The organism is Acinetobacter calcoaceticus ANC 3811, assembly GCF_000399665.1.
Lineage (GTDB): Bacteria > Pseudomonadota > Gammaproteobacteria > Pseudomonadales > Moraxellaceae > Acinetobacter > Acinetobacter calcoaceticus_B.
Genome location: NZ_KB976986.1, coordinates 2,340,342 through 2,362,417 on the forward strand (window position 1 = coordinate 2,340,342; position 22,076 = coordinate 2,362,417).

Here is a 22,076-nt window from a genome sequence, read left to right on the forward strand (position 1 = left end):
TTATCGGGCATTTTTTACATCCTACCTATTATCCTTCACTTGCTTCATTGGTTACTCGAAGTACTTCTTCAAGTGTAGTTTTACCTGAAAGCACCTTACGTAAACCATCATCTCGAATAGAACCAGAGTACTGACGAGCATGGTTTTCTAATTCAAATTCAGCTGCATTACCGTGAATTAGACGGCGCATAGGCTCATCAACAGGCACGATTTCATAAATAGCTGTACGTCCATTGAAACCTAAATGTGAGCAATGATCGCATCCTTTGGCTTCAGGTAACTGCAACAACGGTTCATTATGAATATGCTGAAATACCTGTCTTTCGAAAGTATCAGCTTCACGCCATGTCATACAATGTTGACATAAGGTACGAACTAAACGTTGAGCCACAACCCCAATTAAAGAGCTCGATAGTAAGAATGGCTCGATTCCCATATCTTTAAGTCGAGTAACCGCCCCAATAGCAGTATTAGTATGTAGTGTCGATAAAACCAAATGACCCGTTAACGATGCTTGTACTGCAATTTCAGCCGTTTCCAAATCACGAATCTCACCAACCATCACCACATCTGGATCTTGACGCAACATTGCCTTTAAAGCACGAGCAAACGTCATATCTACTTTAGTATTGACTTGTGTCTGCCCAATGCCTTCAAGTTGATATTCAATCGGATCTTCGGCTGTCAAAATGTTACGCGTATTGTCGTTTAGATCAGATAGAGCTGCATACAAAGTCGTTGTTTTCCCCGAACCTGTAGGCCCTGTGACCAAAATAATGCCATGGGGACGATGTACTAACTGAGTTAAACGCTCATAGTCATTTACCATCAGCCCCAAATGGATCATATTAAGACGACCAGCTTGTTTGTCGAGCAAACGCATTACAACCCTTTCACCATGTGAAGATGGTAAAGTCGAAACACGGACATCTACTTCACGACCAGCAAGGCGTAAAGAAATACGCCCATCTTGCGGCACACGCTTTTCTGCAATATCGAGTTTTGCCATGACTTTAATACGTGAAACAAGTAAAGGTGCCAACTCACGGCGCGGCTGTACAACTTCACGTAATTGACCATCTACACGTAATCGTACAGATAATTTCTTTTCGAAAGATTCAATATGAATATCAGAAGCGCCTACTCGAATTGCTTCTGAAAGTAGCGCATTAATAAGACGAACAATAGGTGCATCGTCTTCTTGGTCCATCAAATCTTCTGTCTCAGGAACCTGATCGGCCAAACTCAATAAATCAGGATGGTCTTCTAAACCTGCTGCAACTTGTTGTGATTCCCCTGTATCGCCAGCATAGCTCGTACTTAAGAGCGTATTAAATTCTTGTTCAGTACATAATTGGTAGTGAGCTGGCTTACCTAGAATTCGTCTTGCTTCCTGCAATGCAATTTTTTCAGTATTTTGACGTCTAATAATAAATACTTGATCACCGTCATAACGAAATAAAACACCATGACGCTTGGCAAAACTATATGGAACTTGTATTTGTTTCAATATTTGCATCACAATTTATAATGATGAGTAAGATGATTTTGAGTGTACTCTAAGCAGATTACAGCGTGAAGTCTGTTTAACAACTCGGTAGAGGAATTTTACGTCTTGTTTGAAAATAATGAATATCAGCCTCGCCCCCAGAATTCCTTAAAATGGTGGGGAGAACAGCGCTTTGAAATTAATCAGTCTAAAGCATGGCAATTTGGTTCAATGCTTTTTCGTCTAACGCGCGGTATAAAAGAATGGCGTATCGAATATTATCGCCCATCTCTTCAAGACGATAATGAGCAAGATTGGCACCCAATCGCAGATCCGAATTTTGCCTTTCCGCATACTGTTCAAGTAGAACGCTACATGTTTCGGAAAACTAATCCAGAATTCCTACTGATGCCACGTCTGGCAGACCGCTCCGTAGTAATTAAACCTGTTGACCCGATCTACATTCCTGCGGGACAACGCGGAACTCTTTATATTAGTACACCATTATGGATTGCCGGTTTAGTCGAAAGTCAGCATGAGCCTTTGTTTGAGATTCCTCTAATTCAGCCCAAAGATACATGGTTTGGCCCAAATGCTCAGCAAGGCGAAATTTGTTATGCCACTTCAGTAGATGGGCGTACCGATTTGAACTTGTTAACACCACGTGCTTTTCGTGCTGTAACCCCAATTGATTTTCACAACACCAGTAATCATCAATTGCGCTTTGACCGCATGAACGTGCCCGTTACTGCTTTGCCTCTTTTTTATAGTGAAAGTACTGGTCGTTTATGGACTTCTCAAATTAAAGTTTATTATGAAGGCTCTGATCGTCCCGCACGCATTCGTATTGAAAATCGTACTCCACCACTTGCTGGTGAAGTGACTTATGTTCACCCACCACGTTCACCTGGTGGGGCATTATTCAATATGTTTGATTCATTCTTTTAAGAGGTTTATATGGCTGATACAAGTATTCCTAAGGATATCGCTGATAGCCTCACAAGCATATTTACCAATATCAATACCGAACGTATTAGTGAAATTTTAGTCGCTGTTGTGCTGTGTTTTATTGGTTTTGTTCTTGCCCGTATTATTTCAAATACATTTATTAGAACCATTGGCTCACGTTTTAATGCTCATCAACGTCTAGTATGGCGCCGCGGTATTTTTTACTTTATTTTCTTACTATTCATTATGACGAGTTTAAAAGAAGCTGGCTTTAAACTCAGTGTATTTCTTGGCGCGGCAGGAATTTTAACCGTAGCGCTGGGTTTCGCATCACAAACATCTGCCAGTAACTTAATTAGTGGTTTATTTTTGATTGGCGAAGGTTCATTTGAAGTCGGTGATACCATTCAAATCACCCTGATTCGTGGCAATACCATCGAAGGTGAAGTGATCTCGATTGATTTACTTTCGGTTAAGCTGCTTACATTAGACAATGTCTATATTCGTTTGCCAAACGAACAACTCATTCGTGCCCCCGTACACAACTTATCTAAATACCCAATACGGCGTATTCCAATTACACTTGCAATTAACTTCCATGAAGACATCATTAAAGTTCGCGAGGTTCTACTTAACGTAGCAGCTCATTATCCTCTTGTATTAGATGACCCAAAGCCTGCTGTTACAGTGACCGCATTCAGAGAATCATCAATTGAGCTTTTATTTACAATGTGGTGTCGACAAGAGAACTCTTTAAAAGTCCGGGATGAGATGCAAGAAAGAATTCGAAATGGATTTTTAGATAACCGAATTGAAATTCCTGTTCCTAAAATGGGATTGATTGATCGACCATCTAATGTTTTTGCTGAAGATGATATCGATCAATACAGTAATCAAAAAGAATTAAATCGAGAGCCTAAAGCTTAGGCTCTTCATTTTTCTGTATAGCGGATGATGGTGGTAATGGCGCAAGATAAGCAATAATCAACATTACCCCACCCGCTCCAATAAATGAAATGACTCGAGTTAAAGTCGCACTTTGTGATAGATCGAGCAAAATCAGCTTTAATACAACAATTCCTAAAAGTGCAGCACCTACAAACCACAATTGACGAATCATTTTTCGGCTAGAGAACGTGGTTAAAATGAATGCCAAAATAACCCAGAGCAATGTCAAACTTAACTGCACCAAGCCATTTGTCCAAATTGCAGCACTCCAGAGTGGTGTCGCCCAGTAATGGTGCAAGCCTCTGACCACCACACTACTGAATACCAACAACCCCACTAGAATTGTTGTAATTTTAAAAGTCCACTCCAGTGATTTATCTTGATCAAAAGCATGCTGATAAATAATAAAGAGTAGACCAGCAAATACTGAAATTGAAAGGAAGTCAGTTAAGTTAATCAAAGGAACAAAGTAAAGGTACTCTGCAGAATGCAGATCAACGCTCACTACTAGCAACCAAAGTAAGCTTAAACACCACACTGGAATTTGATGTAACAATGTCGTTTTATGAGCTTTATACACACAAAGGGAATAAGTCACAGGTATGAAAGCCAGAGCAACAAGTGGCATTTGTGGAAATATTGCCAAACCAACCGTCGCTAATGCCACCCAGCTTAAAGCAGCCCATACCTTTAAAGATCCAAATTGACCTGACTGCGGTTGAGCCATAATGAATAAAGCACTAAGGAGCGTTGCTGCGATGAGGAAAGTACCTTGCTGCAACATACTCAGCCATTTAAACATGCTGAATACTTGACTAGTAAACGCTTCACCCAAAATTAACAACAATAACAGGCCAATTAAACCTAACTGTAGGCTCTGCCATTGGACCCTTAGTTTGTAATGAACCACTACACTAAATATTGATAATAATAGTATCGCAATCATCAAATATGGACTTAAGCCGTGATGTTGCCATGTCAAAATTTCTATACCAGCGATAGCGCCTGCATACATCCCTAAACACAAGAAAATGCCGCTAAATATGCTGGCACTAAAATAGTGTTGCTCTTTACTGTTGTATTGCAATAAATAAAAGGCTGAAATGAATTGGGCAATTGCATAAATGCTTGTGCTTAGCGTCGGGAACTCTGCATTCGCCCAAAATTGATAAAACAATGCAACTGAACTAAGTAAAACTAAAATTACACCAATATATCGGCTTAAACGGTACCGCTCAGTTACCCCCCATACAATGAGGGCCGTACCTTGAGCAACCCAACCAATCGCAGTCCAATGTGCTCCTTTCGCGAGTGGAAAGATTAAGGCAAAAAATGCAACGGCGAGGATGAAAAAGCTTTTGGCCAGAACTGAAAGTTGAGGATGTGTCTTTTTGATCCAGAAAGTTAATACCGCATAGGTACCAGCCAAAACAGCAGCACCAATCGTTAACGCTTGGGTAGACTCATGTACTAAATAGGCATGCAGTGTGAAACCTAGTACAGGCACACTAAAAATAAGACCAACATCTAAGAGCGGAGGTAAACGAATGCCTTCTTTTTGTTCACGTACTGAAACTCGAGATATATTTTGGCTATAACGAACACTAAGCCAAATAAACAGGGCTATATGTAGCCATAAAATCCAATCTAATGTATCAAATTTTGCTGGTTCTGCATAAAAACCTATTGCACTACCGCCAATAAACATCGTGGCAAAGAAAGCAATCTGATTTAAGATTTTCCATGGTTGAATAAAATTAACAGCAGCAACTGCTAAGTTAATTACCAAATAGTAGCTAAATAGGAAGACTACATCTGGACGATATTGGGGAATAACTAAAGGTGCTGCGTAAGCCATCCCAAGTGCTAAAATTGCCAAATAAATAGCTTGTTGTTTTAAACTCAAGAATACCGTAATAGCCAATAAGATCGTAAACAGAATACTGGCTGTAGTTAAATTGGCAATTACACCAAAATGATGCGAGAACACGAGTGTTAGGAATACAACAGCTAGTCCTACACCCTGCAATGCCACAGCAAAAAGCTGATTTTTCTTTTGCAAGCTATAACCAAATGCTGTTAATACGCCTCCGGCAATCGCAATGAAACCAAGTTTTACGCCTAAGCTGAGCTGCCAGTGCTCGCTTGCGAAACGCAATAACAACACTACCCCAACCATGAGAACAGCGACGGCAACTCTTAAAATTGGATTACCATGGACCATCCAGTCGACTGCTGGTTGCCACCATGTACTCTGTACATGGGCTGGTTGTTCTTCTTGATTTAAAACTGATGTTTCAACAGGAATTAGCTTGTCCGTACTATTGGAATCAACTTGCACTACCGCTGGAGTTATAATTTCTGTTTGTAGAGTTTCATTTACATGAGCAGTTTGTTTTACTGACTCGAGGTATAACAGTCGAGTATGAAACGCACTAATTGTTTGAATCAAACATAGCAATAAAACCAGTAACGCCCCCCCAGCAATCCACATCCAGTGATTCATATAAGCAACTAATGCAACCAAGGCGGCTGCATAAATCACTATTGTTTGCATATGAATAGAATAAAGTGGCTTTTTCTGCTGAGAAACCTGTTGTTCTAAATGAGTCAGACGCTGATGCAGATTTGATAATAACTGAACCAGTACTACCACGAGTGCAATAGATAAAGCAGCAACAGCACTCTGGAATTTAAAACCAATTGAAATGGCTAAAAACAAAGTCAAAGCGATCAAAACAATGATCATTCCCTGTTTGTCTTTTTTATACATGGGCTTAGCAATATGACACCTTCATTACATGTCATCTTACTTTAAGCCAATACAAGCGTATATTTATACATACAAAATACTGCAAAAATCATAATCCTGCATTCATAGCCGTTTTCACGTAAAATACCCGTAATTCAAATTAAGGAATTGTTCAATGCCACCATTTGTCTTGGTTGATGGGTCGTATTTTTTATTTCGTGCATATCATGCATTACCACCATTGACGACCTCTACAGGGTTACATACCAATGCAATACGTGGAGCAATTTCTGCGATTCAAAAACTTATGCGTCGTATGCAACCGACGCATATGGCAGTCATTTTTGACACTCCCGAACCAACCTTCCGTCATAAGCTTTCACCGATCTATAAAGGTGACCGCCCGAGTATGCCCGAAGAGTTAGCTCAACAAATTCCATATTTACATGCATTGATTAAAGCTCAAGGGATTCCTTTATATAGTCTTCCAGGCGCTGAAGCAGATGACATTATCGGTACACTTGCTAAACGTGCTGTGCTCGAAGGCCACCATGTGCTTATCTCAACAGGAGATAAAGACATGGCTCAGCTCGTCAATGATCATGTCAAACTCGAAGATAGCTTTAAAGACCGCGTAATGGACACCGACGGTGTATTTGAAAAATTTGGCGTTTGGCCAAATCAGATTATCGACTATTTAACGCTAATGGGTGATGCATCCGACGGTATTATGGGTGTCCCAGGCATAGGTGCAAAAACAGCAGCTAAGTTACTGACTGAATATGGCACTTTAGAAAATATCATTGCCAATGCAGACCAGCTTAAAGGCAAAATTAGTCAAAATATCAAAGATAATTTAGAGAATATTAAGCTTGATCATCAGTTAGCTAGCATTGTGTGTGATCTTCCTTTAGAGCTCGACTGGCACGAATTAAAGCTTATCGATCCAAATGTTGACGCTTTACGCAACTTATATACTGAGCTTGAGTTTAGAAATCAGTTACAGTCGCTTGATCATCCAAATAATCCAAACAGCTCTACTTATAAACAACAAGTTTCACAAGTAGTCGTTCAAGATGAAGTTAAACCAGCTGACGCTATAGAAACCGAAGATCAGGCAAGCCTAACCAGTCAAGATGACCAGCTTGGAACTGCAAATTATCATACTGTTTTAACTCAAGAAGCATGGGATCAACTCTTGCAACGTATGCAAAATGCTGATCATTTTGCCATTGATACAGAAACCACAAGTCTTGATTACCGTATTGCCGAGATGGTTGGTTTTTCAATCGCCTTTGATGCACAAGACGCTTATTATGTGCCTTTAGCGCATAATTATGAAAATGCACCGCAGCAACTGGACCGTGAACAAATTCTAGCTCAAATTAAGCCTGTATTAGAAAATGAAGCGGTTAAAAAAATCGGTCATCATCTTAAATATGATGCACACATTTTTGCAAACCACGGAATTGAGTTAAAAGGCTGGTATTTCGATAGCATGTTGGCATCTTATGTACTAAATGCAGCAGCAACTCGTCATGGCATGGATGATGTAGCTCGTGTCTACTTAAGCCATTTAACAACGACTTTTGAACAAATTGCTGGCAAAGGTGCAAAGCAGAAAACCTTTAATCAAATTGAGATTGAAGTTGCTGCTCACTATGCAGCAGAAGATGCGCATGTGACCTATCGTTTGTATGAAGTACTTTCAAACAAACTTAAGCCATTTCCTGAGTTAGAAAATATTTTATATAACATCGAAATGCCAGTTGCCCGAATTTTGTCAGGCATGGAAGAAGATGGCATTCGTTTAGATCATGCATTCCTAGATAAATTAAGTGTTGAATTTGCAAAAACTATGGAAGGTCTTGAAAACAAGGCCATGGAAATTGCAGATGAAACTTTTAATATTGCTTCACCTAAACAAGTAGGTGAAATCCTATTTGATAAATTAGGAATCAAAGGCGGTAAAAAAACTGCAACTGGACAATACAGCACCAGTGAAAGTGTTTTAGAAAAAATTGAACATCCTTTAGCGGAAATTATTCTAGAACATCGTGGTTTGGCAAAGCTAAAAAGTACCTATACGGACCGTCTGGTTGAGCAATCTCATAACGATACGCACCGTGTACATACGAGCTATCACCAAGCACTCACAGCCACAGGCCGCCTCTCCTCTTCTGATCCTAACCTACAAAATATTCCAATTCGTAGACAAATTGGCCGTCAGATTCGCAAAGCATTTATTGCACCAGAAGGCCGAGTTTTATTGGCTGCCGATTACTCGCAAATTGAACTACGTTTAATGGCACATTTTTCTCAAGATGATGCTTTAGTACATGCATTTCAGCACGGACAAGACGTTCACCGCCGTACTGCTGCAGAAGTATTGGGTATTGCAATTGAAGATGTAACCAATGATCAACGTCGTCAAGCCAAGGCAGTAAACTTTGGTCTACTTTATGGTATGTCTGAGTTTGGCTTGATTCGTCAGTTAGGTTTCACACGTCAAGAGTCACAAAACTATATTAAGCAATATTTCCAACGCTATCCTGGCATCTATGAATATATGCAACGCACGCGTCAAGTTGCATCAGAGCAAGGTTTTGTTGAAACTATTTTAGGTCGTCGTCTTTATACGCCAGATATTGATGCAAGAAATGTGATGGTGCGTAAGGCTGCCGAACGTGCGGCGATCAATGCGCCTTTACAAGGTAGTGCAGCTGATATTATTAAAATTGCGATGATTGAAGTTGATAAAATCTTGCCAAAAGATCAAGCAAAGCTACTACTTCAGGTACACGATGAATTAGTATTTGAAGCCGATCAAAATATTGCTGATGAGCTTTCTAAGCAAATCGCAAAAGTCATGGAATCTGTTGTAGAAATTTCCGTGCCTTTAGTGGTTGAAGTAGGACAAGGACTAAACTGGGATGATGCCCATTAATTAATAGAAATAAAAAAAGGGCTGTGAAATACAGCCCTTTTTTTATTGAGTCAGCTTAAAGACCTGTTAAGAGAACTTTAGCGACTTCATTCATTAAAATCTCGGCAATATAGAGCGCCAAAAATGCCAAAATTGGCGATAAGTCAATCATTCCCATATTCGGCAATAAGCGACGGAATGGCGCGAGTAATGGTTCGGCTAAATCTTGAATCACCTCAATATAAGGTGAACGAGATTGAGTGAACATAACTACCCAACTCAAAATGATTGTTGCAAAAATTAAATAACGGCAGAAACGGATCAAGTCCTGAATCATAGTCACAAATGTCAGAATCACTAAATGAATCGGACTATTTGGCATAGAGCCAGAAAGATACATCACACCGAAAATTTTCAGTAAATACAAAATAATTAAAAGAGCCAACGCAGCTAAATTAAATCGGCCTTTTGCGACCGTCGGAAAAATTCGGCCAAAAATATCAACAATCTTAGTCGCCTTTACGGTCGATAAAACCACAGGATTATAAGGACTTACTGCCGCCAATTGCATTAAAAAACGGAAAAAGACCAATAAAATCGCGACATTAATTAAAATTCCAAAAATTAGCGCAGAATTTGCACCCATAGTTGTCTTATCCTATTTAAGCTATTTCGCACTGTCACTCAATTCTTGAGCCAATTCTTGGCTACGCTTCTGAGCAGCAGCCAATGCAGATTGAATATTTTGGGAGATTTGTGCACGGTCAAAAACTTCAAGTGCAGCTTGTGTTGTACCATTTGGCGATGTCACATTCTTACGAAGTTCAGATGGAGTATTTGAACTAGTAATTGCCATTTGAGCTGCACCTAACGCCGTTTGAAGAGTTAAAGCGGTTGCAACTTTTTCATCCAGTCCTAAATTTTTACCCGCACGGATCATACTTTCCATCAGATAGAAAAAATATGCAGGGCCTGAACCAGAAACTGCTGTTACCACATCAATTTGAGCTTCGGAGTTTACCCAAATTGTTAAGCCTGTGGCCGCTAAAATCTGACTTGTTAATTCACGATCCGAAGCACCGACTACATCATTTGCATAGATACCGTGCGCACCTGTTTGAACCAGAGCTGGTGTATTCGGCATCACCCGAACGATTCGATCGCTATCAATTAAATTTGATATCGTTTGAATTTCAGCACCAGCAATAATTGAAATGACCAATTTATCTGATAAAAGACCTTTCAACGGACGTAAAACAGTCGCCAAAACTTGGGGTTTTACCGCAAGTACGACAACATCAGCATTTTGAATTGCAGCCACATTATCTTGTGTTACGTGGACTTCTTTCTCTTGTAATAATTGACGGATCTGCTCAACAGGATCTGAAACAGTAATACGTGTCGGTGGTAAACCTCTTGAAATGAGCCCGCCAATTAAAGCTTGGGCCATATTACCGCCACCAATAAAACAGATATTACAATTTACTGCACTTGCCATAACCATATTCGCCATTTACCAGATTACAAGAATAAGAAATTAAATCTGGTTGCCATCCTCCTTGCTCACAATACGGAGACTGAGCCAACCAAAATCCTTTCGGTGTAAAAACCCCAAGCATAACATTATCTATGACTAATATTTGAATTGTATGACGAAGCCAAGGCAAAATATGTGCTTCTTGAATTGCTTTTTTTAAAGGCCACTGGCCAACACGACCATATAAATGGATTTTTTCTCCACCTTGGCGTCGAATGATTGTCAGTTTTTTATTTAATAAAGATGGAGCCAAACCAATATTTTTCTGTGTAATCTGAAAATTTCCTGAAGCGTACTGCACTATTTCCCCCATTTGGAAATAACGCTCTGATTCAGCTTCAACTGGATTTAATGTTTCAGCAAGAAAAACCTGCTTACTCAATCTATAAAGATGTTGTTGATAACGGACATAATAAAACTGATTCCAGTGTAATGCTGCCTGTGCATCAGACTTTGAATCAATCACTTCATTTTTTAAACGTTCTACCATTTCAAATGCAGGTCGATATTGCCCATCACCTTTCATCCATACTGAAAGCAATTGACGTTGACGGGCAGCTGATAAATCTAAAAGTTTAGTTAAGTCTAAACACTCAGCCGTACCACAATGTTTTAAATCAACTTTTAAAACTTCTTCTAAAATTTCAGAAGCATCTTGCATCAAATAGCTGGTTCGGCTCAGTGCTTGCTGCATTTTAGGGAATCGGTTTTGTAAAAATGGCCAAAGTTCCTCACGCGACCATGCCCGATCATAATGAATATCGTAATTTGTCGGGTCATTTACATACTCAATTTCAAGTTGAGTAGTCCAATCAGCAATTTGCTCACGAGATAAGTCTAAAAAAGGACGCCAAATCGTCATGTCTACACGGTAATCCACAGACTGCATAGCAGCTAATCCATCAACACCTGCACCCGATAATAAACGGAGTATGACCGTTTCAGCCTGATCTTGCTGATGATGAGCGAGTACTAAAGTTTCATTTGTTTGCAAATGCTGTCGATAAGATTGATAACGTGCCTGACGCGCTTGAGCTTCCAAATTACCATCGTTAACCTGAACTTTTTGAATAATATAAGGAATATCTAAGCGATTAGCTTGTTCAGCGACTAGTTTCCCCCATTCTGCACTTTGTGATTGCAGTTGATGGTCGATATAAATTGCTCGGATCTTTTGAGGGAAAATTTGAGACATCAAATGTAGCAGCAGCATAGAATCCATGCCGCCACTACATCCAATAAGAAAAGAACTATTTTCTGAAAACAGTTGAGCCTGCTTTAAGACATTATGCCTAAATTTGCGCTGCCAAACTTCATTAAACGTTGATAACGTGCTTCGCATCGTTCATTTGCATCCAGTGGTAGCAATTCATCCAAAGCTTGCTTCAGAACTACTTTTAGGTTTTGCATGACTTGCTCAGGATCTAAATGTGCCCCTTCGCCTTCATCTACTACATATTCAACAATACCTAGAGATTGTAATTTGTCTGCTGTCAAACCTAAAGCTTCGCTCGCTTGAGCTGCTTTTTCAGCAGTCTTCCATAAAATAGATGCGCAGCCTTCTGGTGAAATCACTGAATAAATACTGTGTGACAACATAATGACTCTGTCAGCAACACCAATACCTAAAGCACCACCAGAACCACCTTCACCCAGTACTGTTGCAACAACAGGAACTTTCAAGCGTGAAAGTTGAGCAAGGCTAGTTGCAATTGCTTCGGCTTGTCCACGCTCTTCAGCACCAACACCTGGGTAAGCACCCATCGTATCAATAAAAGTGAAGACCGGAAGGTTAAAACGCTCAGCCATATCTAATAGGCGTTGAGATTTACGGTAACCTTCAGGGTTAGCCATACCGAAGTTATGCTTTAATTTTTCACGGGTACTACGACCACGGTGTTGTCCAATGACCATCACAGGTTGACCGTCAAAACGAGCAAGACCACCTACCATCGCACCATCGTCACCAAACAAACGATCACCATGCAAGGCGTCAAACTCTGTAAAGATTTCACCGACATAATCTAGAAACTGCGGACGTTCAGGATGACGTGCAATTTGAACCGTTGTCCAAGCTTTGGACTGAGTAGATTTTTTCATAGGTCGAATATTATCCCTTTAATCGATAAATTTTTCCGACTGAATATTCAATTCAATGTCCCAATGCTTAAACTGCTCTTGCTCATCGTGCAAGTCGGCAACTAACAATGGCCATTGTTTGGCATCACCAGAAACACTAAGCTGCCATTGTTGATCATTTATGATGGTCAGTTCAATGGCAGGAAGCATCTGATCACTTCGACTATGGTTGAGTAAAACTGCTAGGCGAAGTAATAAACTTAAGTAAAGTAATTTATGACCACCAGCCTTCAAAATTTCGTTTTTTACATCATTTCGCAATTTACGACGATGGTGAGCCACTAAATGTGAAAGATGATTTTGATCAATTTGCGAGAAACCCGGAATATCAGAATGCTGTAATAAATAAGCACCGTGGCGATGATACCCCCCATGACTAATTGCTAAACCGATTTCATGCAAATAAGCTGATCGACGCAGTAAGTCACTGTCTTCACTCGTTAAATTAAGAGATTTCGCGACACCATCAAATAATTGTTGTGCTGTATTTACAACACGTTCTGCTTGTTTAGGGTCAGCATTATAACGCCCCATTAGAGCTTGCACACTACGGTCGCGGATATCTTCATGTTTAAATCGACCTAATAGGTCATACATGACACCTTCGCGTAATGCACCATCAGAATATGCCAAACGATCAATTTCTAGAACTTCAAAAACTGCGTACAAAATTGCCAATCCGGCTGGCAAAACTGCTCGTCGATCTTCTCTTAATCCTTCAAAATCAATTTCAGAAACATTTTTAAACTTAAGTAATTTATCTTTAAGTTTATATAGCCCTTCTCGAGTGAGATTTTCTTGTTCATCACTTAAGCCCATATTGACCATAATTTGGCGACAGGCTTTAATCGTTCCACTTGAACCAACGACTGTATCCCACCCTTCCATTTTATAAGTTGTTGCAATAGCGGAAAGTTCTTTACGGGCAGCAACTACTGCTTTATCAAATGATTTCTGGGTAATTTCCCCATCAGAAAAGTAGGCCGTTGTATAAGCCACACAACCCATTTGCAATGACTCGGTGTAAATAGGTTCAAACTCTTCACCGATAATAAATTCGGTAGAACCACCACCAATATCAACAACTAAGCGACGCCCACCATTAGCCATAGTATGCGATACGCCCAAATAAATCAGACGGGCTTCTTCTCGTCCCGCAATAATTTCAATAGGTTTAGGTAAAATTTCTGCAGCTTTTTGAATAAATTCATGACCATTTTTTGCCTGACGCAAGGCATTAGTAGCTACAATTCGTAAACGATTAGCTTGAACAGAACTCAATCTTCCAACAAAACGGGCTAGACATGCCAAACCACGTTGCTGGGCGGCTTCCGTTAAATTTTTATTTTCATCCAGACCAGCTGCAAGCTGTACTTTTTCTGACATCGAAGCAACTTTTTTAACTTCGCCATGATCTACCCGTGCAATTGCAAGGTGAAAGCTGTTCGACCCCATATCTATGGCGGCAAGTAATTCTTCATCAATCAAAAAGTCAGACATTATTGAACTAAACCCATAACAATTCACGCCTAGAGTAATTCACACGAATGCAATTGAAAAGCCATTTTCATCAACAATTAACTGTCATTTATATTTTTCTATTTATGAGTTGATTGTACAAGTCGATGATGAATATCGTGAGCATCCATTAGACAAATTTAGTGAAGCCTTGAATAATAGCATCAAACCCTTACATTGAACTAAGTAGCTATGTAATACTGATAGAGATAATTTCTCCTGTAGTAATAGCACTTTTTCTAAAAATTGGAGCCGTACCATGTCTGCGACTATTGTAAATACAACTGATGATAACTTCCAAGCAGATGTTCTAGACGCTGAAACACCTGTACTTGTTGACTTCTGGGCAGGTTGGTGTGCGCCGTGTAAAGCAATTGCACCTGTTCTTGAAGACTTATCAAGTGAATATGCTGGTAAAGTAAAAATTGTTAAAGTTGATGTGACTTCTTGCGAAGATATTGCAGTGAAATACAATATCCGTAATATTCCTGCTTTATTACTTTTCAAAAATGGTGAAGTCGTAGCTCAACAAATTGGTGCTGTGCCTCGCTCTAAACTTGTTAGCTTTATTGATGAAAATGTTTAAGTCAAAATGCTAAGAATGAAAATACGCTATACTTTTTTATAGCGTATTTTTTTCGGCTATAAATTGACAAATTGACTAAGCTAGCTTATATTGCATGCTCAAGAGGCACTGAAGGGAATCATCTTCGTCCGGCTTCTTACAAGACACAAACATAAAGATCGCCACTCGGCAACAGAAATTGTTTTTTCACATTTTTCTTCGAAACAATCAATCAGACTTCTGAATTGTTATTGTGTAAATACAATTGCGATAATCTTTTTTGTATGCGAGCGATTTTTCTTCTTTTTAAACCACACTCTACTCTTTCCTAATTCTGACCCTTATGAATTTAACTGAACTCAAGAAAAAACCAATTGGTGAATTAATTAAAATTGCTGAATTTATGGGCCTGGAAGGTATGGCTCGTAACCGAAAGCAAGATATTATCTTTGCCATTTTGAAACGCCATGCAATGAATGGCGAAGAAATTTTTGGTGATGGCGTTCTTGAAATTCTCTCTGATGGTTTTGGTTTTTTGCGCTCTGCCGCAGGTTCGTATTTAGCAGGTCCGGATGATATTTATGTGAGTCCCTCACAAATCCGACGCTTTAACTTGCGTACAGGCGATACCATCACAGGTACTATTCGCCCTCCAAAAGAAGGTGAGCGTTATTTTGCGTTGCTCAAAGTTAACCAGATTAACTACGACACGCCAGAAAATTCTCGAAATAAAATTTTATTTGAAAACTTAACTCCCCTTTTCCCAACCGAACAATTGGTTATGGAACTCGGTAATGGTACGACAGAAGACTTAACTGCTCGTGTCGTTGACTTAGTTGCGCCAATTGGTAAAGGTCAACGTTCTATTATTGTTGCACCGCCAAAAGCGGGTAAAACAATGTTACTTCAAAATATTGCTCAATCTATTGTTAGAAATAATCCTGAAGTATTCCTGATGGTTTTATTAATTGACGAGCGTCCAGAAGAAGTAACCGAAATGGAACGTACTGTTCGCGGTGAAGTCATTGCTTCAACTTTCGATGAAGCTCCTGCTCGCCACGTACAAGTTGCAGAAATGGTTATTGAAAAAGCAAAACGTCTTGTTGAACACAAAAAAGACGTTGTGATTCTGCTTGACTCAATTACCCGTTTAGCGCGTGCATATAACACCGTCATTCCTTCATCAGGTAAAGTATTAACTGGTGGTATAGATGCTCATGCATTAGAGCGCCCTAAACGCTTCTTCGGTGCTGCACGTAATATTGAAGAAGGTGGATCTCTTACGATCATCTCAACTGCTTTGATTGAAACAGGCAGTAAAATGGATGACGTAATTTATGAAGAATTCAAAGGTACAGGTAACCAAGAGATTACTCTTGATCGCCGTATTGCTGAAAAACGCGTCTTCCCTGCCATGAATATTAAGAAATCTGGCACCCGTCGTGAAGAGCGTTTAATGGATGATGATAACTTACGTAAAGTATGGATCCTCCGTAAGCTCCTTCATCCTATGGATGAGTTGGCGGCAATGGAATTCTTACTTGATCGTATGAAAGAAACCAAAACAAATGATGATTTCTTCGATCAAATGAAGCGTAAAGCTTCAACTTAATCGATTAATCTTCAATAAAAAGCCACTCTTTTGAGTGGCTTTTTATTTGGTTGACAAGCTTTACACAAAAATACATTTTGCAGTTTTTTATGTAAAATTATTTATAAGCTTTTGATAATAATTATTTTTAAATCAAAAAAAAATAAGTTTTTTAATAGCTTACTTTTACCTTTCCAATACACTCGAGCCGATTGATTGTTTTTTTCTGTTAAAAAACAGACTGTTTTTCTCGTTTTCATACGTTTTTTTGACAAACGGCAGTAGTATTTCAGCATTTGCAGTGATAGCATAGCGGCAGACCAGTTAGACTGCTCCATGCGTTGTTACCTAGCTACGTTTTAGGAATAATAAAAGCAAAACAGTCCAACTTAGGTTTTTTTAATCTCAAATCTTTTTTGTGAGAGTGATGCCATGTTATTCAAAAAATTTGCTGCCGTTGCTGCTGTAGCTGCTACTTTAGCTTTCGTTGGTTGTTCTAAGAAAGAAGAAGCTCCTGCTGCTGCTGCTTCTGAAGCTGTAGCTGCTGCTTCTACTGCTGCTTCTGCTGCTTCTGAAGCTGCTACTGCTGCTTCTACAGCTGTTGATGCTGCTGCTTCTGCACCTGCTGCTTCTGCACCTGTTGCTGCTTCTGCTGCACACTAATCTATATATTAGATTAGAAAAAAAAGAGGACATTATGTCCTCTTTTTTTACGCCTAAATTTTATATTCCTAAAATTACTTTGCTTAATCTATCTAGATAAATTGACATCACATCCTAATTAAATAAAGCTGTCTAATTATAAGTAAAAAAAGCAGATCAATCGATCTGCTCATTTCCAACGCGTTGTCTAAACTTCTGACCTGCTCTAAAGGTCACTACCCTACGTGCTGAAATTGGAATTTCTTCACCTGTTTTAGGATTACGTCCTGGGCGTTCGCGTTTATCTCTTAACTCAAAATTACCGAAACCAGAGAGCTTAACCTGCTCCCCTGCAATAAGTGCTTGGCTAATTTCGTCGAAGAACAACTCGACCATTTGTTTTGCTTCACGGCGATTTAAGCTGGTTAACTCACTTAAATGATCAGCCATGTCTGCTTTAGTTAATGCTGTCATGAGGCCCTCAATGTCGCTTGATAAGTGTTTTCTAACACTTGGATTATATTGTCCATACCAGATTTAATTTCAGCATCTTCAAGCGTACGTGAAGGATGTTGCCATAATAATGCAAACGCTAATGAGCGTTTACCTTCTTCGACACCCTGCCCCGTATACACATCGAATAACCATGTAGAGTCTAAAAGCTCTCCACCAGTTTGTTCGATTAACTGCTGAATATCTCTAACATTTATATTATCAGAGATTAAAAGCGCAATATCACGTCTAACCGAAGGAAAACGTGATAATTCTGTAAAATTAGATACATAAGATTGCAAAACCGCGTCTTGATCAAGCTCAGCAACCCAAGTTGTGCTCAAATCTAGCTCATTCTCCAAAGACGGGTGCAAGCGACCTAAGTAACCAATTGATTTACCTTCCACCAAGATCTCAGCAGATTGTCCTGGGTGCAACCAAGCACGCTCAGAACGTACATATTCAACTTTAACACGACCAGCAGCTAAAACTTCCTCCACCTCACCTTTGAAATCAAAGAAATCCATTGGTTGAGGCTTAACATGCCATGATTCTGGTTCTTGCGAACCGACTGCAACCAAAGCTAAGGTAGGAGTCTGTTTTAAGTCGTCAATGTTCTTAGCATTTTGATAATCAAAACGCAGCCCGAATTCGAAGAAACGAACACGACTTTGCTGACGATTAAGATTATATTGTACGCAAGGAATTAAGCTAGAAAGTAAAGTACTACGCATTGCAGCCAAATCACTTGAAATTGGATTTGCTAGCATCAGTGGCTTAACTTCAGGATTTAATTGCTTTTCAAGTTTCGCATCAGCAAAACTAAAGCTAATTGCTTCTTGATAACCTAACGTCACGATCGTTTGACGCAGCTCATTGAGTTCAAAACGATCTTGGTATTTAGCAAATTTAACATCCATGCTTGGTAAGCTAATCTGGATATTGTCATAGCCATCAATACGCGCTACTTCTTCAATTAAGTCTTGATAAATAGCCATGTCATAGCGATGTGATGGTGGTACTACACTCCATTCACCTTCAGCCTTAACTGTTACCTTACACCCTAGTCGAGTTAAAGCATCTGCAATGAACTCACCCGCAACTTGATATCCCAATAATTGGTCTACCTGAGCTTGTTTCAGTTCAATTGCTTCACGCTTAGGCAGTAGATCAGTTTTTTCAGCTACAGTAATTGGACCAAACTCGCCGCCTGCTAACTCTTGAATAAGTTGAGAAGCACGATTCATCGCAATTAAAGGTAATTCGAAATCTACACCGCGTTCATAACGCTGCGAAGAGTCGGTATGCAAGCCAAAACGACGAGCACGACCAGCAATCGCGAGTGGAGCGAAGAAAGCACTTTCCAGGAAGATATCAGTCGTATCATCGATTACACTTGATGCTAAACCACCCATAATTCCAGCAATTGCTAGAGCTTTTTGGTCATCAGCAATCACCATTATATCTTCTTGCAACTCAACTTCTTGATCATTCAGAAGTTGTAACTTTTCTTGTTGTGTTGCTTGACGAACATGTACAGTCCCTTCGATTTTAGACAAATCGAATGCATGCATTGGTTGACCCAATTCCATTAAGACATAGTTGGTCACATCAACCAAAATACTATGAGTACGGATTCCTGAACGTGATAAAGCCTGTGCCATCCACTCAGGAGTAGCAGCTTTTATATTAACATTTTTAACGACACGCCCTAAATAACGCGGAGCACCTTCAGTACTGATAACTACTTTTTTCTCATCAGTAATGGTGGCATCAACCGTGTTAATTACAGGTTCATTCATTTGCAGTTGATTAATAACTGCAATTTCACGGGCAATACCACGAATACTAAAACAGTCACCACGGTTTGGCGTAATGCTGATATCAATGACATTGTCGTCAAGTTTTAAGTATTCACGGATATTTACTCCTACTGGAGCATCAGCTGGCAGTTCGAGCAAGCCATCGATTTTATCTTCAAGATCAATCTCAGAAGCACCACAAAGCATTCCTTGTGATTCAATTCCACGAAGTTTACCTTTTTTGATTTTAAAATCGCCAGGTAATACCGCCCCAATAGTTGCAACTGGAGCTTTCATTCCAGCACGAACGTTCGGTGCACCACATACAATTTGTAAAGGCTCACCCGAACCAATATTCACTGTTGTAACACGTAGACGATCTGCATCAGGGTGCTGCTCAACAGTGAGCACTTCACCGATTACAACGCCTGTAAATGGTTTAGCAACAGGTGCCAATTCATCAACTTCAAGACCAAGCATCGTCAACTGATCAGATAATGTATCGCTATCAATTGCCGGATTAACCCATGTACGTAGCCAATTTTCGCTAATCTTCATCTTTATAAACCTTTTTTAATCCTGAAAAACTGTTAGGCAAATTGGCGTAAGAAACGCACATCATTTTGATAGAACATACGCAAGTCATTAATGCCATAACGCAACATAGCAAAGCGCTCTACCCCTAAACCAAAAGCAAAGCCTTTGTATTTATCAGGATCAATACCCGCGGCACTTAATACATTTGGATGCACCATGCCACAGCCTAAAACTTCTAACCAACGGCCACGTTCATCCATAATATCTACTTCTGCACTTGGCTCAGTAAACGGGAAATATGATGGACGGAAACGTACCTTTAAATCTTTTTCAAAAAATTCATTCAGCAGGTTAATTAATAAACCTTTTAATTCAGCAAAGCTGGTGTTCTCAGCAACGTATAAACCTTCGATCTGATGGAACATTGGCGAATGCGTTTGATCTGAGTCACAACGATAAACACGGCCTGGACATACGATACGGATTGGTGGCTCACTTGTTTCCATTGTACGAATCTGTACACCAGACGTGTGCGTACGCAGTAAATGAGTGGCATCAAAATAGAAAGTATCGTGCATAGCACGCGCTGGATGGTGACCAGGAATATTTAATGCTTCAAAATTATGATAGTCATCTTCAACTTCTGGACCAGTCGCAACTGTAAAACCAGCTTTAGTGAAGAACTGACAAATTCTTTCTTGTACTTGAGTAACAGGGTGAACTGTACCAACGCGTTGACCGCGGCCCGGCAAAGTAACATCAATCGTTTCACTTGCTAGCTTTTGCTCAAGTGCTGCCTGCTGTAATCCCGCTTGACGTTCTGTTAAAGCAGTATTAATTGTTTCTCGAACAGCATGAATCGCAGCACCTTGTACTTTGCGTTCTTCAGGGTCCATTTTCCCTAATGCTTTCGATTGTTCTGCAAGCTGGCTTTTTTTCCCTGTAAATTGCACACGCACCTGATCAAGTGCAACAAGGTCTTGAGCTGCTGCAATGGCAGCAAGCGCTTCTGTGGTCAGGGCTTCCAGTGACATATTAACTCTCAAAGCAACAAATTAAAAAAATATAATAAAACACTGCATTCTAACAGTTTTTCATCAGATTGATGAAGTTTATCCATCATGAAAAATGTATTAGGCAACAAAAAGATAAAACGTATAAGATAATAGCATCGTCAATGAGATCAACTATTATGGCGCTCAATCAAATTTGGAAACAACAACTTACGCTTGTAACATATGGTAATGAATACCTCCGTCAAAACTTAAGCTTTACCCAATGGCGACAACATCATATTTTTGACCACCATAGTTTTCAATTTCGTGACTTAGCTTCTCAGCATTTACTCGCTCAACACTTTCAAGTTTGGCTAGAAGCGCTAAAAAAACAAGGCACCACTCAGCTCAGTTTACATTTATCAAGCCTTCTAAATGAAGAGCAAAATCCAAACAGCAACGTTGAGCTTTTACCTTATACCCATTTTATCGTTAGCCATCAAAATGATAAGAAATTTGCCTGGATTTTTGGCCAGGAACTTGCTGAATGGTATAACAATGATAATGAGTTTGAAGCCCCTGCTTCACAAACCTGTGAGCTTCATTTAGAAACTTTCTGGCGTTTTGAACTCAATGAAAAATTATCAAAAAAAATTGAAGCTGATTTAAAAAATCCGCCATGGCAAGAAATAGCTGACTTTATGGAGAGTGAATTATTTCGTAGTAAATATGCAGCAGGTTTTGAGGAACCAGAATTTCAAAAAGCTCATTTTGATGGTACAAGCATTACGAGCCAAGAACCAAGACTTGCTTTAATGCCAGAGAATTATCCTGCTGATTATGCTCATCAACTTTTAGCTCGCACTCAAGCATTAGCCAATTATTTAGAGCAAAAAAAACGCCTTGCAAATGATCCGTTAGGAGAAGAGCTAGACCAAGAACAACTTATTAATTTAAGAAATTTTACGCAAAAAACTGATGATTTGTTTGCCAAACTTATTGTTAAAGCTGCTAATCACTACCAAACAGCTCAGATCGTACCTGTAGTTAAAGCCTCCCCATTCGAGCAATCAAATGAAAACCCACAACATGTGAAATCTCACCACCATAAAGGCACTGGTTCAGGCGTTATTAAGCTGATTATTCTAACGATTATTATTTGTGCTCTGGCTTATTATTTTGGGCTTTAACTTAG

The 22,076-nt window shown here is 39.6% G+C and carries 17 protein-coding genes and 1 pseudogene; 7 read left to right on the forward strand and 11 right to left on the reverse strand.

All coding sequences use genetic code 11. From position 1 onward, the window contains the following. Positions 1-28 precede the first annotated feature (28 nt). Entirely contained in the window at positions 29-1,519 is a 1,491-nt protein-coding gene (gspE, locus tag F935_RS12240; RefSeq protein WP_016139201.1) for a type II secretion system ATPase GspE, read from the reverse strand. A 96-nt stretch (positions 1,520-1,615) separates the two neighbouring features. Between gspE and F935_RS12245 the strand changes: the two genes are divergently transcribed. Continuing rightward, positions 1,616-2,437 carry a hypothetical protein gene (locus tag F935_RS12245; protein ID WP_016139202.1) on the forward strand — a complete coding sequence of 274 codons (822 nt, stop codon included), beginning with the start codon at positions 1,616-1,618 and terminating at the stop codon, positions 2,435-2,437. Positions 2,438-2,446: 9 nt separating this feature from the next. Next, positions 2,447-3,364, forward strand: coding sequence for a mechanosensitive ion channel family protein (locus F935_RS12250; RefSeq protein WP_016139203.1), 918 nt, complete (start codon positions 2,447-2,449; stop codon positions 3,362-3,364). Here the strand turns inward: F935_RS12250 and F935_RS12255 are convergent. Then, positions 3,354-6,158: a DUF2339 domain-containing protein gene (locus tag F935_RS12255; protein WP_016139204.1), complete on the reverse strand. Its 2,805-nt coding sequence runs from the start codon at positions 6,156-6,158 to the stop codon at positions 3,354-3,356. The genes F935_RS12250 and F935_RS12255 overlap by 11 nt on opposite strands. Before the next feature lie 154 nt (positions 6,159-6,312). Between F935_RS12255 and polA the strand changes: the two genes are divergently transcribed. Next, positions 6,313-9,084 (forward strand): DNA polymerase I, encoded by a 2,772-nt coding sequence (gene polA / locus F935_RS12260; RefSeq protein WP_016139205.1) that lies wholly within the window; start codon positions 6,313-6,315, stop codon positions 9,082-9,084. Positions 9,085-9,139: 55 nt separating this feature from the next. Here the strand turns inward: polA and F935_RS12265 are convergent, their stop codons facing one another. From F935_RS12265 to ppx, 5 genes are read right to left on the reverse strand one after another with little or no spacing between them, the layout of a single operon-like run. Next, on the reverse strand, positions 9,140-9,709 hold the full coding sequence (locus F935_RS12265; protein WP_004794512.1) for a YggT family protein: 570 nt from the start codon (positions 9,707-9,709) through the stop codon (positions 9,140-9,142). Positions 9,710-9,730: 21 nt separating this feature from the next. Next, entirely contained in the window at positions 9,731-10,567 is an 837-nt protein-coding gene (gene proC, locus F935_RS12270; protein WP_080645600.1) for a pyrroline-5-carboxylate reductase, read from the reverse strand. Beyond that, positions 10,539-11,942 (reverse strand): tRNA lysidine(34) synthetase TilS, encoded by a 1,404-nt coding sequence (tilS, locus tag F935_RS12275; RefSeq protein ID WP_080645601.1) that lies wholly within the window; start codon positions 11,940-11,942, stop codon positions 10,539-10,541. The genes proC and tilS overlap by 29 nt, the downstream gene beginning before the upstream one ends. After that, entirely contained in the window at positions 11,879-12,700 is an 822-nt protein-coding gene (locus tag F935_RS12280; protein WP_003655062.1) for an acetyl-CoA carboxylase carboxyltransferase subunit alpha, read from the reverse strand. The genes tilS and F935_RS12280 overlap by 64 nt, the downstream gene beginning before the upstream one ends. Before the next feature lie 18 nt (positions 12,701-12,718). Next, entirely contained in the window at positions 12,719-14,239 is a 1,521-nt protein-coding gene (gene ppx / locus F935_RS12285) for an exopolyphosphatase (RefSeq protein WP_016139208.1), read from the reverse strand. Positions 14,240-14,516: 277 nt separating this feature from the next. On the opposite strand from ppx, the gene trxA reads away from it, so the two are divergent. Further along, positions 14,517-14,843: a thioredoxin gene (trxA, locus tag F935_RS12290; protein WP_003655060.1), complete on the forward strand. Its 327-nt coding sequence runs from the start codon at positions 14,517-14,519 to the stop codon at positions 14,841-14,843. Positions 14,844-15,165: 322 nt separating this feature from the next. Then, positions 15,166-16,434 carry a transcription termination factor Rho gene (rho, locus tag F935_RS12295; RefSeq protein WP_016139209.1) on the forward strand — a complete coding sequence of 423 codons (1,269 nt, stop codon included), beginning with the start codon at positions 15,166-15,168 and terminating at the stop codon, positions 16,432-16,434. A gap of 194 nt (positions 16,435-16,628) precedes the next feature. Here rho and F935_RS19085 read toward each other — a convergent pair. After that, a pseudogene (locus F935_RS19085) lies at positions 16,629-16,751 on the reverse strand (hypothetical protein); the annotation flags it as partial. Positions 16,752-16,845: 94 nt separating this feature from the next. On the opposite strand from F935_RS19085, the gene F935_RS12305 reads away from it, so the two are divergent. Beyond that, the gene (locus F935_RS12305) at positions 16,846-17,076 is read left to right on the forward strand and encodes a hypothetical protein (RefSeq protein WP_016139211.1); all 231 of its coding nucleotides are present in this window, start codon (positions 16,846-16,848) and stop codon (positions 17,074-17,076) included. Between the two features lie 156 nt (positions 17,077-17,232). Here F935_RS12305 and F935_RS12310 read toward each other — a convergent pair whose 3' ends face one another. Genes F935_RS12310 through pheS form a run of 3 tightly spaced genes read right to left on the reverse strand, consistent with a single transcriptional unit; the run spans position 17,233 to position 20,920 of the window. After that, positions 17,233-17,529, reverse strand: coding sequence for an integration host factor subunit alpha (locus F935_RS12310; protein WP_000126166.1), 297 nt, complete (start codon positions 17,527-17,529; stop codon positions 17,233-17,235). Continuing rightward, positions 17,526-19,907, reverse strand: a complete 2,382-nt coding sequence (pheT, locus tag F935_RS12315) for a phenylalanine--tRNA ligase subunit beta (protein ID WP_016139212.1) — start codon at positions 19,905-19,907, stop codon at positions 17,526-17,528. The genes F935_RS12310 and pheT overlap by 4 nt, the downstream gene beginning before the upstream one ends. A gap of 32 nt (positions 19,908-19,939) precedes the next feature. Then, positions 19,940-20,920 (reverse strand): phenylalanine--tRNA ligase subunit alpha, encoded by a 981-nt coding sequence (gene pheS / locus F935_RS12320; protein WP_016139213.1) that lies wholly within the window; start codon positions 20,918-20,920, stop codon positions 19,940-19,942. Between the two features lie 158 nt (positions 20,921-21,078). Here pheS and F935_RS12325 point away from each other — a divergent pair, with 158 nt between their 5' ends. Then, positions 21,079-22,071 (forward strand): hypothetical protein, encoded by a 993-nt coding sequence (locus tag F935_RS12325; RefSeq protein WP_016139214.1) that lies wholly within the window; start codon positions 21,079-21,081, stop codon positions 22,069-22,071. Positions 22,072-22,076 lie beyond the last annotated feature (5 nt).

Bases quoted from the DNA above. Each gene is read 5' to 3' on its own strand.
- gspE (WP_016139201.1), bottom strand. From the start codon at position 1,519: ATGCAAATATTGAAACAAATACAAGTTCCATATAGTTTTGCCAAGCGT.
- F935_RS12250 (WP_016139203.1), top strand. From the start codon at position 2,447: ATGGCTGATACAAGTATTCCTAAGGATATCGCTGATAGCCTCACAAGC.
- F935_RS12255 (WP_016139204.1), bottom strand. From the start codon at position 6,158: ATGTATAAAAAAGACAAACAGGGAATGATCATTGTTTTGATCGCTTTG.
- polA (WP_016139205.1), top strand. From the start codon at position 6,313: ATGCCACCATTTGTCTTGGTTGATGGGTCGTATTTTTTATTTCGTGCA.
- F935_RS12265 (WP_004794512.1), bottom strand. From the start codon at position 9,709: ATGGGTGCAAATTCTGCGCTAATTTTTGGAATTTTAATTAATGTCGCG.
- proC (WP_080645600.1), bottom strand. From the start codon at position 10,567: ATGGTTATGGCAAGTGCAGTAAATTGTAATATCTGTTTTATTGGTGGC.
- tilS (WP_080645601.1), bottom strand. From the start codon at position 11,942: ATGCGAAGCACGTTATCAACGTTTAATGAAGTTTGGCAGCGCAAATTT.
- F935_RS12280 (WP_003655062.1), bottom strand. From the start codon at position 12,700: ATGAAAAAATCTACTCAGTCCAAAGCTTGGACAACGGTTCAAATTGCA.
- ppx (WP_016139208.1), bottom strand. From the start codon at position 14,239: ATGTCTGACTTTTTGATTGATGAAGAATTACTTGCCGCCATAGATATG.
- trxA (WP_003655060.1), top strand. From the start codon at position 14,517: ATGTCTGCGACTATTGTAAATACAACTGATGATAACTTCCAAGCAGAT.
- rho (WP_016139209.1), top strand. From the start codon at position 15,166: ATGAATTTAACTGAACTCAAGAAAAAACCAATTGGTGAATTAATTAAA.
- F935_RS12305 (WP_016139211.1), top strand. From the start codon at position 16,846: ATGTTATTCAAAAAATTTGCTGCCGTTGCTGCTGTAGCTGCTACTTTA.
- F935_RS12310 (WP_000126166.1), bottom strand. From the start codon at position 17,529: ATGACAGCATTAACTAAAGCAGACATGGCTGATCATTTAAGTGAGTTA.
- pheT (WP_016139212.1), bottom strand. From the start codon at position 19,907: ATGAAGATTAGCGAAAATTGGCTACGTACATGGGTTAATCCGGCAATT.
- pheS (WP_016139213.1), bottom strand. From the start codon at position 20,920: ATGTCACTGGAAGCCCTGACCACAGAAGCGCTTGCTGCCATTGCAGCA.
- F935_RS12325 (WP_016139214.1), top strand. From the start codon at position 21,079: ATGGCGCTCAATCAAATTTGGAAACAACAACTTACGCTTGTAACATAT.